This is a genomic window from Rhodococcus sp. OS5 (assembly GCF_056837585.1).
On record NZ_CM166368.1, the window covers coordinates 2,829,597 to 2,843,248 of the forward strand.

General features: G+C 63.4%; 16 protein-coding genes. 11 read left to right on the forward strand and 5 right to left on the reverse strand.

The genetic code is table 11. The annotated features are described in order from the left end of the window. Positions 1-70 precede the first annotated feature (70 nt). Positions 71-2,842, forward strand: coding sequence for a DNA translocase FtsK (locus ACVZUB_RS13350; protein WP_030535561.1), 2,772 nt, complete (start codon positions 71-73; stop codon positions 2,840-2,842). Between the two features lie 45 nt (positions 2,843-2,887). Then, entirely contained in the window at positions 2,888-3,868 is a 981-nt protein-coding gene (locus ACVZUB_RS13355; RefSeq protein WP_019748181.1) for a TerC family protein, read from the forward strand. Positions 3,869-3,884: 16 nt separating this feature from the next. Here ACVZUB_RS13355 and ACVZUB_RS13360 read toward each other — a convergent pair whose 3' ends face one another. Together ACVZUB_RS13360 and ACVZUB_RS13365 are read right to left on the reverse strand one after the other, a co-directional pair. After that, the gene (locus tag ACVZUB_RS13360; RefSeq protein WP_003942124.1) at positions 3,885-4,169 is read right to left on the reverse strand and encodes a YciI family protein; all 285 of its coding nucleotides are present in this window, start codon (positions 4,167-4,169) and stop codon (positions 3,885-3,887) included. A gap of 58 nt (positions 4,170-4,227) precedes the next feature. Continuing rightward, positions 4,228-4,752 (reverse strand): amino-acid N-acetyltransferase, encoded by a 525-nt coding sequence (locus ACVZUB_RS13365; protein ID WP_007735157.1) that lies wholly within the window; start codon positions 4,750-4,752, stop codon positions 4,228-4,230. Between the two features lie 120 nt (positions 4,753-4,872). Here ACVZUB_RS13365 and pgsA point away from each other — a divergent pair, with 120 nt between their 5' ends. The 5 genes from pgsA (at position 4,873) to pspM (ending at position 8,325) form a co-directional block, all read left to right on the forward strand. Further along, on the forward strand, positions 4,873-5,514 hold the full coding sequence (gene pgsA / locus ACVZUB_RS13370) for a CDP-diacylglycerol--glycerol-3-phosphate 3-phosphatidyltransferase (RefSeq protein WP_003942125.1): 642 nt from the start codon (positions 4,873-4,875) through the stop codon (positions 5,512-5,514). Then, a complete protein-coding gene (locus ACVZUB_RS13375; protein WP_030535560.1) occupies positions 5,511-6,008 on the forward strand; it encodes a CinA family protein in 498 nt (165 codons plus the stop codon). The genes pgsA and ACVZUB_RS13375 overlap by 4 nt, the downstream gene beginning before the upstream one ends. Before the next feature lie 90 nt (positions 6,009-6,098). Further along, positions 6,099-6,479, forward strand: coding sequence for a helix-turn-helix domain-containing protein (locus ACVZUB_RS13380; RefSeq protein ID WP_003942191.1), 381 nt, complete (start codon positions 6,099-6,101; stop codon positions 6,477-6,479). Positions 6,480-6,635: 156 nt separating this feature from the next. Then, on the forward strand, positions 6,636-7,448 hold the full coding sequence (pspA, locus tag ACVZUB_RS13385; RefSeq protein ID WP_003942098.1) for a phage shock protein PspA: 813 nt from the start codon (positions 6,636-6,638) through the stop codon (positions 7,446-7,448). A gap of 31 nt (positions 7,449-7,479) precedes the next feature. Then, entirely contained in the window at positions 7,480-8,325 is an 846-nt protein-coding gene (pspM, locus tag ACVZUB_RS13390) for a phage shock envelope stress response protein PspM (RefSeq protein ID WP_020907518.1), read from the forward strand. A 38-nt stretch (positions 8,326-8,363) separates the two neighbouring features. Here the strand turns inward: pspM and ACVZUB_RS13395 are convergent, their stop codons facing one another. Genes ACVZUB_RS13395 through ACVZUB_RS13405 form a run of 3 tightly spaced genes read right to left on the reverse strand, consistent with a single transcriptional unit; the run spans position 8,364 to position 10,249 of the window. Next, on the reverse strand, positions 8,364-8,969 hold the full coding sequence (locus ACVZUB_RS13395) for an energy-coupling factor transporter transmembrane component T family protein (protein WP_081557782.1): 606 nt from the start codon (positions 8,967-8,969) through the stop codon (positions 8,364-8,366). Then, positions 8,966-9,646, reverse strand: a complete 681-nt coding sequence (locus tag ACVZUB_RS13400; protein ID WP_081557783.1) for an energy-coupling factor ABC transporter ATP-binding protein — start codon at positions 9,644-9,646, stop codon at positions 8,966-8,968. The genes ACVZUB_RS13395 and ACVZUB_RS13400 overlap by 4 nt, the downstream gene beginning before the upstream one ends. Positions 9,647-9,652: 6 nt before the next feature. Further along, positions 9,653-10,249, reverse strand: coding sequence for a biotin transporter BioY (locus ACVZUB_RS13405; RefSeq protein ID WP_007735162.1), 597 nt, complete (start codon positions 10,247-10,249; stop codon positions 9,653-9,655). Between the two features lie 225 nt (positions 10,250-10,474). Between ACVZUB_RS13405 and ACVZUB_RS13410 the strand changes: the two genes are divergently transcribed. The 4 genes from ACVZUB_RS13410 (at position 10,475) to ACVZUB_RS13425 (ending at position 13,644) form a co-directional block, all read left to right on the forward strand. Beyond that, positions 10,475-10,663 carry a hypothetical protein gene (locus tag ACVZUB_RS13410; protein ID WP_020907519.1) on the forward strand — a complete coding sequence of 63 codons (189 nt, stop codon included), beginning with the start codon at positions 10,475-10,477 and terminating at the stop codon, positions 10,661-10,663. Positions 10,664-10,680: 17 nt separating this feature from the next. Further along, positions 10,681-11,394, forward strand: coding sequence for a PIG-L deacetylase family protein (locus tag ACVZUB_RS13415; protein ID WP_042450681.1), 714 nt, complete (start codon positions 10,681-10,683; stop codon positions 11,392-11,394). A gap of 73 nt (positions 11,395-11,467) precedes the next feature. Beyond that, entirely contained in the window at positions 11,468-12,106 is a 639-nt protein-coding gene (locus ACVZUB_RS13420) for a TetR/AcrR family transcriptional regulator (RefSeq protein WP_003942216.1), read from the forward strand. 2 nt (positions 12,107-12,108) lie between these two features. Continuing rightward, the gene (locus tag ACVZUB_RS13425) at positions 12,109-13,644 is read left to right on the forward strand and encodes a glycerol-3-phosphate dehydrogenase/oxidase (RefSeq protein ID WP_064444528.1); all 1,536 of its coding nucleotides are present in this window, start codon (positions 12,109-12,111) and stop codon (positions 13,642-13,644) included. Positions 13,645-13,652: the final 8 nt, after the last annotated feature.

A 13,652-nucleotide genomic window follows, 5' to 3' on the forward strand; every position in this document is an offset into this window, starting at 1 on the left:
CGCACTCGCCACCAGTGTTGCTGGTGTTGCGGATGGTCCAGATGGGGTCGCACAGACTAGCCTGAACTCCATGGCAGGTAAGTCGAGCGCCCGGGGATCCAGTACAAGCACGTCTACGTCCAGGGCATCGACCAGGTCGTCAGCCTCTACTCCGAGCGCGCGCGCAACCGCAAAACCTCGTGCCTCGCGCACCACGCGAACCGTATCGACTCCTCGAAATGTCACGACTTCGGCCAGGGCTGGTGGGCGCCCCGCGTCGGGCAAAGGCTCCAAGCCGGCGCCCAAGAAGGCGTCCGGTACGTCGTCGGCCGCGCGCCGCCCGGTATCGAAAACCTCTCAGCGGGCCAGCCCGTTGGCCGCTGTGGGCAAGGGAATCGGAGCCGGGTGGTCCCTGGCTGCCCGCGGCGTCGGCGCCACCACACGCACCGTCAGTAAGGTCGGCGAGATCGAAGCCGGCCACCGCCGCGACGGAATAGCGCTCGGCCTGATCGCATTCAGCGTCGTCATCGCCGGTGGCGTCTGGTTCAAGGCCGGTGGTCCGATCGGCGGCGGCATCGACACCCTCGTGCGGGCGATCTTCGGCGCGGCCTCGGCCGTGCTCCCCATCGTCGGCGTCGGCCTCGCGATCCTGTTGATGCGCACCGAACCGAAACCTGAGATCCGGCCCCGACTGATCATGGGATCCTTGCTGGTCGGTCTGCCGGCGCTCGGCCTCTGGCACATCATCTCGGGTTCACCGACAGACGCCACCGGTCGCTCCAACGGCGCAGGGTTTGTCGGATACGTCGTGGGCGGCCCGCTCACCAACGGGCTCACCGTCTGGCTGTCTGCGCCGCTGCTGGTCATCGCCGCCGGATTCGGAATCCTCCTTCTGACCGGAACGACTCTGCGTGAGGTGCCGAGCAAGTTCCAGTCCTTCTTCGGCGCCTCGTATCGCTCGGACGAATACGGCGACTACGGATCCGAATTCGACGAGGACGGTGAGCACCACTACGGCGAATCTGCTTACGATCCTTCACTGTTCGACGCCGACGGCTACCCGGTCGACACCTACGCCGAGCCGCCGCTCAAGCCCGCCAAGCGGACCAGCCGACGCGCACCGATCGACAACTACCCGACGGACGAGTTCGAATCCGGAGACAAGAAGACCGAAGTCCTCGGTCTGTGGAACGCCGACGACACCGCAGTACCCGACGAGCCCGTCGCGGCTGCGGCAGCGCCCGTCGTGGAGACGCCGGCACCGCGCCCCAAGGTGCCTGCGCGTTCGGTCCCCATCGCCAAGCCCGTGCCGAAACCCGAACCGGAGCCGGAGGAGAAGGAACACTTCGTCACCGATCGGGTCACCGACGGCGACTACAACCTCCCGCCGACGACGTTGCTGATCGAGGGAGACCCGCCCAAGCTCCGCAGTTCTGCGAACGACGCGATGATCGAGGCGATCAGCGAAGTCCTCGAACAGTTCAAGATCGATGCCGCTGTTACCGGTTTCACCCGCGGACCGACGGTGACGCGCTACGAGGTCGAACTCGGCCCAGGCGTGAAGGTCGAGAAGATCACCGCGCTCGCCCGCAACATCGCGTACGCCGTGGCAACCGACAACGTCCGCCTCCTGGCCCCCATTCCGGGTAAGTCCGCGGTGGGTATCGAGGTACCGAACTCCGACCGCGAAATGGTCCGCCTCGCCGACGTTTTGAACGCGCCGAGCACCCGACGCGATCACCATCCGCTGGTGATCGGTCTGGGTAAGGACATCGAAGGTGACTTCGTCAGCGCGAACCTCGCGAAGATGCCCCACCTTCTGGTGGCAGGTTCGACCGGCTCGGGTAAGTCGAGCTTCGTGAACTCGATGCTCGTCTCGTTGCTCACCCGAGCAACGCCCGAAGAAGTACGGATGATCCTCATCGACCCCAAGATGGTCGAGCTCACGCCGTACGAAGGTATCCCGCACCTGATCACGCCGATCATCACTCAGCCGAAGAAGGCAGCGGCAGCGCTGGCCTGGTTGGTCGAGGAGATGGAACAGCGCTACCAGGACATGCAGGCCAACCGGGTGCGTCATATCGACGACTTCAACTCCAAGGTCAAGTCCGGCGAAATCACCGCCCCGCTGGGCAGCGAGCGCGTCTACCGTCCGTACCCCTACATCCTGGCGATCGTGGACGAGCTGGCAGACCTCATGATGACCGCGCCGCGCGACGTCGAAGAAGCAATCGTCCGCATCACGCAGAAAGCCCGTGCTGCCGGTATCCACCTGGTGCTGGCAACGCAGCGCCCGTCCGTCGACGTCGTCACCGGCCTGATCAAGACCAACGTGCCTTCGCGTCTGGCGTTCGCGACGTCTTCACTGACGGACTCGCGAGTCATCCTCGATCAGCCCGGAGCCGAGAAGCTCATCGGTATGGGTGACGGCCTCTTCCTGCCCATGGGCGCGGGTAAGCCGACCCGTATGCAGGGCGCGTTCATCACCGACGAGGAAATCTCGGCGGTCGTCGACTTCGCGAAGAACCAGGCCGAGCCCGAGTACACCGAAGGTGTCACCGCGCAGAAGGCAGGGGAGAAGAAAGACGTCGATCCTGACATCGGGGACGACATGGATGTCCTCCTGCAGGCCGTGGAATTGGTCATCACGAGTCAATTCGGTTCGACGTCGATGTTGCAGCGCAAGCTACGAGTCGGGTTCGCCAAGGCCGGCAGACTGATGGACCTCATGGAAAACCGCGGCGTCGTCGGACCCAGCGAGGGCTCGAAGGCACGCGAGGTGCTCATGAAGCCCGAGGAGCTCGACGGTCTGCTGTGGTCGATACGCGGCGGCGACCCGGATGAGGCACCTGCAGACGAGTAGGGACACCTCGGCGGAGAAGCCGTCGACAGACGACCGGAGGAACCCGTGCATGTGACGCCGTTGGCTTGGGGAATCACGATCGTGGTGATCCTCGGCCTGTTCGTCTTCGACTTCTTCGCCCACGTCCGCACTCCGCATGCGCCGACCTTCCGGGAGTCCGCATTCTGGTCGACGGTCTACATTTCGATCGCCATCGTCTTCGGCCTCGTCGTGATGTGGATCTGGGGCACCACGTACGGCGGTGAGTACTTCGCCGGCTACGTCACGGAGAAGGCGCTCTCGGTCGACAATCTGTTCGTCTTCGTGATCATCATGTCGACGTTCGCCGTCCCGCGAGAGTTCCAGCAGAAAGTCCTGCTGATCGGCATCGTCCTCGCATTGGTGATGCGCGGAATCTTCATCGGAGTCGGTGCGGCCGCCATCAATGCGTACAGCTGGGTGTTCTACCTCTTCGGTGCGTTCCTGATCTACACCGCGTACACCCTGATCCGCGATCACGGGCATGAGAAGGAAGCCGAGGAGAAGCGCGACAGTCGCATCATCTCACTCGTGAAGCGGGTGCTGCCGACAACCGAGGAATACGACGGGGACAAACTGATCACCCGGATCGACGGCAAGCGCGTCGTGACACCGTTGTTGTTGGCGCTCATCGCAATCGGGTTTGCCGACGTGCTCTTCGCGCTCGATTCGATTCCGGCGATCTACGGTCTGACCCAGGAACCGTATCTGGTGTTCACCGCCAACGCCTTCGCGCTGATGGGTCTACGGCAGCTGTACTTCCTGATCGGTGGGTTGCTCGAACGGCTGGTCTATCTCTCGTACGGGCTCTCGATAATCCTGGCGTTCATCGGTGTGAAATTGGTACTCCACGCGTTGCACGAGAACACCCTCTCGTTCGTCAACGGAGGTGAACACGTCTCCGTCCCTGAAATCTCCACGGCACTCTCACTCGGAGTGATCATCGGAGTATTGGCGGTGACGACGGTCGCGAGCCTGTTGAAGACTCGCGACCGGGCGGGGGAGTAAGCCGGGGCCGGGACTCTCAGGCGCTGAACTGACCCAACACCGGAACCCACTCGGTGATCCGGACCTTCTCGATCAAATCGGCGATCGCGAACGGATCGTGGGTGAAGAGGAGGGAAACGGTGTCGGCGTCTGCGGCGTCGACGATGATCAGCGCGCCGTTTCCATCTGCAAACGGGCCGGATGACAAGACGATCGAGCGGGAAACCAGATCCGCGAGCCACGCGCGGTGATCGCTACGGACTTCGTCGCGCTGAGCGTTCTTCTCGGGCGCGTAGGTGTATTCGACGAGGAACAACGACATCGTGAACCGCTTTCGGGGCTGGTGATCGAGATGGTGGTGTGTGAAGAGTCTGAACGGTTCAGAGAGTCAGGAGCATGCGAGTATTGCCGAGTGTGTTGGGTTTCACATAGCTCAGATCGAGGAACTCGGCGACGCCGGCGTCGTAGGACCGACACATTTCCGCATAGACCTCGGCGGTGACGGGGGTGCCGTCGATCTCTGCGAATCCGTGACGGTGGAAGAACTCGGTCTCGAACGTCAAAACGAACAACCGTTCCAACTCCAATTCCTTGGCGACCTCGATGAGTTTGTCGACGACGTGGAAACCTGCGCCCTGGCCTTTGGCGGTCGGATCGACTGCGACGGTGCGGATCTCACCCAGGTCCGCCCACAGCACATGCAGTGCGCCGCAAGCGATTACCTGGCCGCCTCGCTCGGCGACCCAGAACTCCTGGACTGCCTCGTACAGCGTCACGAGATTCTTCTCGAGGAGGATCTTGCCGGCGTAGATGTCGATCAGACGCTTGATTTCGGGGATGTCCGACGTTCGCGCGCGACGCACGATCAACTGGCTCTCGGTATAGGTCGGCGCGGTCGAAGTCATGTGGTGCACATTAGTCAATGGCCCTACCGATATTCTAAGTCGCGTGCCTGTCCGCCCCACGCAATTCCCGCGCCGCTCGGCTTTGTCCCGGGTTCGGCTCACCGCCTGTGCGGTGATCCGATGAGTACCCCGCGCGATCAGACCGACGCCCATCGCGCCGCCGTCGGCCCGTCCGACGGCACACCTGTCGCGGACAACCCGGTTCCGTTGCTGAACATCGCGAACATTCTCACGATGGTCCGAATGGTTCTCGTTCCGGTTTTTCTCGTTGTTCTGTTCGTCGACGGCGGACACTCGACGTGGTGGCGTCTCGGGGCAATGGGCGTGTTCATCGTCGCCGCGATCACGGATCGGATCGACGGCCAATTGGCTCGGAAGTACGGTCTGGTCACCGATTTCGGCAAACTCATGGACCCGATCGCAGACAAGGCACTGATCGGCGCCGCGCTGATCGGTCTTTCGGTTCTCGGTGACCTGTCGTGGTGGGTGACCGGAGTGATCATCGCCAGAGAACTCGGAATCACGCTGTTGCGGTTCGCGGTACTGCGGCACGCGGTCATCCCGGCGGGCAAGGGCGGCAAGCTCAAGACCCTCGTGCAGGCCGTCGCGATCGGGTTCTACCTGTGCCCGCTGCCGAGCAGTTGGGACATCGTCAGCGGATTGCTGATGGCTGCTGCCGTCGTGCTGACGGTGGCGACGGGAATCGAATACATCGTGCAGGCGATCAGGCTTCGCGCCGGAGTTCGCGCAGTCGAGTCATGACGGACCCGCTGCTCGCACTCGGAGTGGTCGAACTCGTCGACGCCCTTGGCGCCGCGAGGCATACTGTCGCCGCCGCCGAATCTCTGACGGCTGGCTTGTTCACGGCTGCGGTCGCGTCCGTGCCGGGGTCGAGCGCGGTGCTGCGTGGGGGCCTGGTCGTGTACGCGACCGACTTGAAAGCGACGCTGGCGGGTGTGGATCCCGAGCGTCTGGCAACGGACGGCCCCGTGTCCGAGAGCACGGCGGTGGCGTTGGCGCTCGGCGCCCGGACGAGGTGCGGCGCCGACTGGGGTATCGGACTGACCGGAGTCGCCGGTCCGAGTGAGCAGGACGGACACCCGGTCGGAACGGTGTTTCTCGGTATCGCCGGTCCGGACGGAACCGAATGCGTACCGCTCGCGCTCGGCGGCGAACGGTGGGAGATTCGGACAACCGCAGTCGCAACTGCCGTGTCGCGGTTACGTGATCGTGTCGCAGAGCGTGCGGCACGATAGGCTCGGGAACCAATCGGATGTGTTCGGACGTTGACGATTGTGAAGACGTACGACCATGCACGATGAGGTCACGGATGAAGGAGGAGCGAGATGGCGCTGCTATTGCGTGAGGCAATCGGTGACAGTCTCCGGCGTACGCGCGTTTCGCAGAGCCGCACGCTACGTGAGGTGTCGAACAGCGCGCGTGTGAGCTTGGGCTATCTGTCCGAAGTGGAACGTGGACGTAAGGAAGCATCGAGCGAACTGTTGGCGGCGATCTGTGATGCGCTCGCAGTCCCACTGTCCGACGTGCTGGTCGACGTGAGCGAGACCCTGGCCACGAAGAAGAGCGCTCCGGTAGCTGGTCGACAGGTCGCCGAACCCGCCGTGTCGGCTTCCGGTTCGGTCTCGGCTTCCGGTTCGCCGACAATCGCACGCGATACCCGCGTCGTGATTCCGGCACCGAACGCTCGAAGGTTGGCGGCGGCGTAGCCACTACCGGCCGTAACCGATAGATTTTGTACGTAACCGCCGGTTTCCAGCAGGTGGGGTCAGAGCAGATAGGGCGCAGCCCTTGTTTCGGTGCGCGACGGTCGCGCTCCGGGTCGCGTTCGGCGCGGCGCATCAGATGGAGGCAGGATCAAACCAATGGCTAATCCTTTCGTCAAGGGCTGGAAGTACCTGATGGCGCTCTTCAATTCGAAGATCGATGAGAAGGCAGATCCAAAGGTTCAGATTCAGCAGGCGATCGAGGACGCACAGCGCCAGCATCAGGCGTTGTCCCAGCAGGCTGCGTCGGTGATCGGTAATCAGCGTCAACTCGAGATGAAGCTCAGCCGTCAACTCGACGAGGTCGAAAAGCTCAACGCCAACGCGCGCCAGGCCGTCAACCTCGCCGATCAGGCCGCTGCTGCCGGCGACAACGACAAGGCGATCCAGTACACCAACGCTGCCGAAGCTTTTGCGGCCCAGTTGGTGACGGCCGAGCAGGGCGTCGAAGATCTGAAGGCACTGCACGACCAGTCCTTGCAGGCCGCCGCTCAGGCCAAGAAGGCTGTCGAGCAGAACGCGATGACTCTGCAGGCAAAGGTTGCCGAGCGCACCAAGCTGCTCAGCCAGCTGGAGCAGGCCAAGATGCAGGAGCGCGTGAGCGAGTCCCTTCGGTCCATGGACAGCACGCTGTCGGCTCCCGGCAACACACCCAGCCTCGATGCTGTGCGCGACAAGATCGAGCGGCGTTACGCCGACGCACTCGGCTCTGCCGAACTCGCTCAGAACTCCGTTCAAGGCCGCATGATGGAGGTCCAGCAGGCCTCGGTCCAGATGGCAGGGCACAGTCGCCTCGAGCAGATTCGTGCTTCCATGAAGGGCGAGGCACTGCCGTCCGGCGGCGCAGCAGCCACTCCTGCGACTCCGTCCGTCGAGAAGCAGCCCCCGGCTGCCGGTCAGACCGGGCAGTAGCCGAATCCTCGATGTCGGCAGTGATGCTCTGATGTTTTCTTCACGAGACGGTCGATCTGGGCGCGAGCCCCGGTCGGCCGTTCCCGTTTCCGTATCCGGCGCCTTCGGAGCGTTGGGACGCACCGCGGACACATTGCGCGAGGTCGGACTGTCTGCGGCGGATGCCGCTCGGCGGTGGCAGGACCCGCGCGCCAAATTCGAGCGCAAACGTGCCCGTGCACGTCGACGCGCTCAGCGTTGGGGTTTCATGTCCGGCGGATCAGTGGTCGGCACGGCCGGCCTTGCTGTTGCGTCGGCCCCCGAGTGGTCGGTGGTCGTGGCAGGCGGGGGAGCGGCACTGTTCGCGGTTCCCGCCGTCATCGCGGTCGGCCGTTACCGTTCGATGAGTTCCGGCCCACCGCCGTCGGCGCCGATTCGCCGGCGCTTGCCACCGTCGTCGTCTCGCGCGTTCATCCCGATGTCTCGCCTCATCGGCGCCGAGACTTCGTTGTTCGAGATCTTGAGTGTGCTCAGGCGCGCCGACACCATCGACCCCGGTGAGTTGGACGAAATCACTGTTACCGCCGATTCGGCATTGAGAGCGATGTTCGCGGTGTCTTCGGATGTCGTCGCGATGGAACGCGCCGTGGCCGCTACACCCAAGGTGACCGAACCTCTTGATCCCACCATCGACGGCGCAGTTCGTGAGTTGCAGTCGGGGTTGGATCAGTACGAGGATCTGGTGACCTCCGCAGCTGCATTGACAGCGCCTCACAGCCCTTCGGCTCTGGTGGGATTCAACCGAGAACTCTCGGCGCTGCACGCGGCCGCCGAGCGACTCTCGGCGCTTGCCGACGCCATCGGTGAGGTGGACGACATCACCCGCAAGTACAACTGATCGGTCCTCGCGCCTGATCGATGCACCTGTTCGAAATCTCAGTCGTCGGCGCCGCGGGCCGCCAACGCTTCACCCATTGCGTCCGCGGTCATCAGGGTGCCGACGATGACCGGAACTGCGAAGGATCGCAGCGAGAATCCGAGCCCTCGCGCCTTGCGTGCCTCGGACACCTGTGTGATGACCTCGAACATCAGCGGGATGCACCGGATCGTCATTGCGAGGAGCAAAGCGATCCGTTCGGGATTGACCCCGAAGCGTCGCAAGGGTGTCAGGAACCGGGTGATCGCGTCGAGCATCTCGGAGATCCGTGTGGTCAGACCCATGATCGCCGCGAAGGCGATCGAGATGATCAGAACCCCGCACACGACGGCCGCTCGCTGCCATCCCGCGACTACCAGCTGGAACGCCCCGATGAAGAGCAACATCCACAGCGCCGGACGCAGCTGCCGGATCGCAGTCATCGGAGGAATGCGCGCAATCGCGTACAGGGCCACAACGACGATCGTGGGAACTGCCAGTTGCCACGGCTCACGAACGAAGATCGAGACGGCGAGGATGGCCACGACCAAGGCGAAGAGCTTGATCCCCGTCGGCATCCGGTGCAGGAGCGATGTACCCGGCCGGTAGACGCCGAGAGTGGTCACGAGACCAACGACCGGTAATGGCCGATCGAGTCGGCGGGGGAGCCGTCGGCGACGACACGGCCTTGGTCGACAACCAACACCCGTTCGAATGATTCGAGGAGATCGAGTTGGTGGGTCACGACGATCAGTTGCTGATCGAGTGACTCGAACACCGAGGTGATCAGCCGAGAGTTGCGAAGATCGAGGAGCGTGGTGGGCTCGTCGGCGACGAGTACGTTCGGTTCCGTCACCATGATGGCCGCGAGCGCGAGTAGCTGCTTCTGCCCGCCCGAAAGCTGGTGGGTGGGATGGTCGGCGTGCCCGGCGAGGCCGTAGCGTTCGAGCACCGAGGCCACCTTTGCGGCGCGCTCGGCTTTGCCCAATCCGCTACGGCGGAGCGAGAATTCGATGTCCTCGGCAACCGTCGGCATCACGATCTGGTGGTTGGGATCGGTGAAGACGAATCCGACCTGCTTGCGTACGTCGCGGCCCTTCTTCGCCGTGTCCAAGCCGTTGACGTGGACGTGTCCTTCCGTCGGAACGACCAGTCCGTTGATCATGCGAGCGAGGGTCGACTTGCCGCTTCCGTTCGCACCCACGATCCCGATTCGCTGCTCGCTCAGTCGCAGATCTATCTGCTGAAGGACCGTTCGTTCACCGAAGCTGTGTCCGACGTTCTCGAAGACGATCTCACTCATCGGAGATTAATTCGCCACCACGGTCTTGTTCGACGAGATCACCGAGTCGCGCAGTAGTGCCGGGTATGCCCGGTGAACCTGGGACGCGACCAACGCGGTGACGACCGCTTTTGCGGCGTCGAGCGGGATGAAGGCGGCGTTGGCCGACCATGCGGCAACGAAGCTCATGTGTCCGCGGACCATCATTCCTACGATGCCGAACGCGTAGAGAACGACGACGCCGCCGAGAAGGTTGATGCCGATGCCCGCGATGATCCGGTACTTGGGCAGCATCTTGGCGGTCAGCCATCCGATGACAAACGCCGTCGGGATCCAACCGATGAGGAATCCGGCTGTCGGGCTCGAGAGAGACACGAGTGCGGTGCGACCGCCGGCAAGGACCGGTAGACCGACCAATCCCAGAGCAATGACCGTCAGGACGGCGAGAACACCCTTGCGCGGTCCGAGTAGAGCGCCGGCCATCATGACGCCCATGGACTGAAGGGTGATCGGCACGCCGGAAATGCCGATGTTGATCGACCCGGGTAGGCCCAGCGCGATGATGAGTGCGGCGAAGACGGCTACATGCGCGAGATCGCGAGCGGGGAAACGGGTCGTAGACACTGCGGACGTGCTCCTTCGGCATACGGGATCGAACTTCGCGAGTTTACGCCAGGAGCAAGCTCCCATGGGTTGGACACCTGACCTGCGTGAGGGCCGGTCTCGGGGTGAACCCTGATCTTTACCTGAACTTGCCGCTGAGCTGCTGCTTTGTCACGCCAGACCTGTCAGGCTGGTTCTACGGACGACGCAGCACCTGTCCGATTCGACTGATTATTCAACGGCACGTTGGAGGTAAGCATGTTTTGGAAGATCGTTTTGGCCGTCGTACTGGTGTGGGTCGCACTCGCGGTGGTCGGTGCCCTGATCAAGGGGCTTTTCTGGGTTCTGGTGGTCGGCGCTGTCGGCTTCGGAATCTACTTCCTGGTGAAGGCGATGTCGGGAAGTGACGACAATTCGCCCGCTTCGCGGTTCTGACGGGCAAGATCTGCACTATGGAAAACTTCCCCGAGGACTGGCAGCGCGCGATTGTCATCGTGGCGCATCCCGATGACATCGAATACGGCGCAGCCGCAGCAGTGGCGCAGTGGACCGATCGCGGCAAAGACGTGCGATATGTCCTGGCCACGCGCGGCGAGGCCGGAATCGCCGGTCTGTCGCCCGAAGAGTCCGGCCCCATCCGCGAGGAAGAAGAGCGTCGCTCGGCCGCGATCGTCGGTGTCGGTGAGGTGGAGTTCCTCGGCCTGCCCGACGGTCGTCTCGTGGAAGGCTTGGAGTTGCGCTCGACTCTCGCCGCAGCAATTCGCCGCCACCGTCCGGAATTGGTGGTGACGATGAACTTCTCCCACACCTGGGGCCCCGGCTATCTGAACAGCGCAGATCACCGTGCACTCGGGATCAGCGTTCTCGACGCAACTGCCGACGCAGCAAACGAATGGATCTTTCCCTCATTGACGGCGCAGGGACTGGCGCCGTGGCCTGGTGTTCGGTGGGTTGCGGTCAATACGATGACTCCCACACACTGCGTCGACGTGACGTCGACGGTCGATCGCGCCGTGGATTCGCTCGCGGAACATGCGCGATATCTGGCGGCGCTGAGTTCCACGCCGATCCGGGAACAGGCGCGCGCACAGATCGACATGGTCAGCGGACCGAAGCCTGGTTTCGACGCCGAGCGAGCAGTTGGTTTCGAGTTGTACTATTTCTGATGATCTCTGAGCGAGAGAAATCGAAAGTCCCGACGGGATTACCGGTGACTTGTCCGGTATTGTGTTACACACGATGGTAATCCGTAACGCAGATGACTCAATTGCCCCTCGCAAGGCAGATGGTCAGCGCATCCCCAGCCGCGAGATCGACGACGTGATTCTCGACGCAGCAAGGTCGTGTGTCCTCGATTTCGGAATGCAGCGAACCACACTTGCCGAGATCTCGCGTCGCGCCGGCGTGAGCCGACCGACGGTCTACCGGCGATGGCCGGACACGCGAGCTGTCGTCGCGGACCTGCTCACCCGGGAGATCCGATCGGTGCTGCCCGAGGTGACCTTCAACGGGTCTGCCGGCACGTTGCTCGTGGAGGCGATCGGTGACGTCGTCGGCCAGATTCGCGACCATCCGCTCTTCGTGAAAATTCGGCAAGCCGATCAAGAATTGCTGACGACCTACATCGTGGACCGGCTCGGCGCGAGCCAGAAGTCGATTCTCGAGCTGATCACATCCGTTGTCGCTGCCGGCCAACAGGATGGTTCGATTCGCGAGGGAAGCGTCAACGAGATCGCGGCGATGGTTCTACTGATGGCTCAGTCCGTCGTCATTTCTGCGCCGACTCTCGAGCCGGAGCTTTCCTCCGATGCGTCGGTCGAGCAACTTCGATATGCGGTCGCTGCTTATCTGGCACCCGTCAAGAATTCGGGAGAATAGCTGTGAGCCCCCTAGATTCAGCAGGCAGCGATTCAGCGCTCAACGCACAACGGCGTACTCGTGAACTCGAGCAGTTGGCGAACGGCGATTCGGTCGACGTCCTGGTGATCGGCGGCGGAATCACCGGTGTCGGTGTCGCTCTCGACGCCGTGACTCGTGGGCTCAGTGTTGCGCTGGTCGAAAAGCACGACCTCGCGTTCGGCACCAGCCGCTGGAGTTCGAAACTCGCACACGGCGGCCTTCGGTACCTGGCTTCCGGCAATGTCGGTATAGCGCGTGAAAGTGCGGTCGAGCGCGGCATCCTCATGACGCGCACCGCGCCGCACCTCGTTCGCGCCATGCCTCAACTCGTACCGCTGTTGCCCGAAACGTCGTTCTTCGGGAAGGCCCTGGTGCGTACCGGTTTCCTGGCCGGTGACGCTCTGCGCATGTCGGCGCGAACCCCGGCTTCGGTGCTGCCCAGATCACGGACGGTCAGCGCTGCGCGGGCGCGCGAATTGGCTCCCGCGGTCAAGCAGGAGAACCTACGAGGCGCCTTGACCGCGTTCGACGGGCAGCTCATCGACGACGCCCGCCTCGTCGTCGGTATCGCCAGAACCGCAGCGTCGCACGGCGCGCGAATCCTGACCCGCGTCGGTGCATACGACGTATCCGGAACGTCGGCCACCTTGCGCGACGAGTTGACCGGATCCGAGTTCTTGATGCGTGCCCGCGTCGTGGTCAATGCGACCGGTGTCTGGGCTGATCAGGTCGACTCCAGCATCACCCTGCGCCCCAGCCGCGGGACGCACCTGGTGCTCGATGCAGCGCGATTGGGGAACCCCACGGCAGCGCTGACCGTGCCGATTCCCGGCGAGACCAACCGTTTCGTCTTCGCCCTGCCCGCCCAGCTCGGCCGGATCTACCTCGGGTTGACCGACGAAGCAGCGCCGGGACCGGTGCCAGACGTGCCGTCGGCGTCAGAGGACGAGATCGACTTCCTGCTCGACACCGTGAACACGGCGTTGGAAGTTCCGCTGACCCGTGGGGACGTCTTGGGGACCTTCGCGGGTCTGCGTCCGCTGCTGGACACCGGTGAAGGCTCGACGGCCGACCTCTCGCGCAATCACGCTGTAGTCCGTTCGGACTCGGGCTTGGTCACGGTGGTAGGCGGAAAACTCACGACGTACCGCAAGATGGCCGAAGACGCCGTCGACGCTGCGGTCGAGGTCGGGTCGCTGAGCGCCGGGGCATGTCGGACACGCGCGTTGCCGCTGGTAGGCGCTGCATCACCGGCGGAATTGAAGAAGATCAAGGCACCCGCGTCATTGGTGGCGCGATACGGCACCGAGGCCGAGGTCGTTGCCGCGGCGAGCGGCGATCGTCTCCGGTCGGTTGCGGACTTGGAGATCTGCGGTGCCGAGTTCGATTTCGCGGTGTCGCATGAAGGCGCCCTCGACGTCGACGACGTCCTCGATCGCAGGACGAGAATCGGATTGGTGGCTTCGGATCGCGAACGCGCACTGGGTGCGGCGGAACAGGCCTTTCACTCGGTGTGACACTCTGA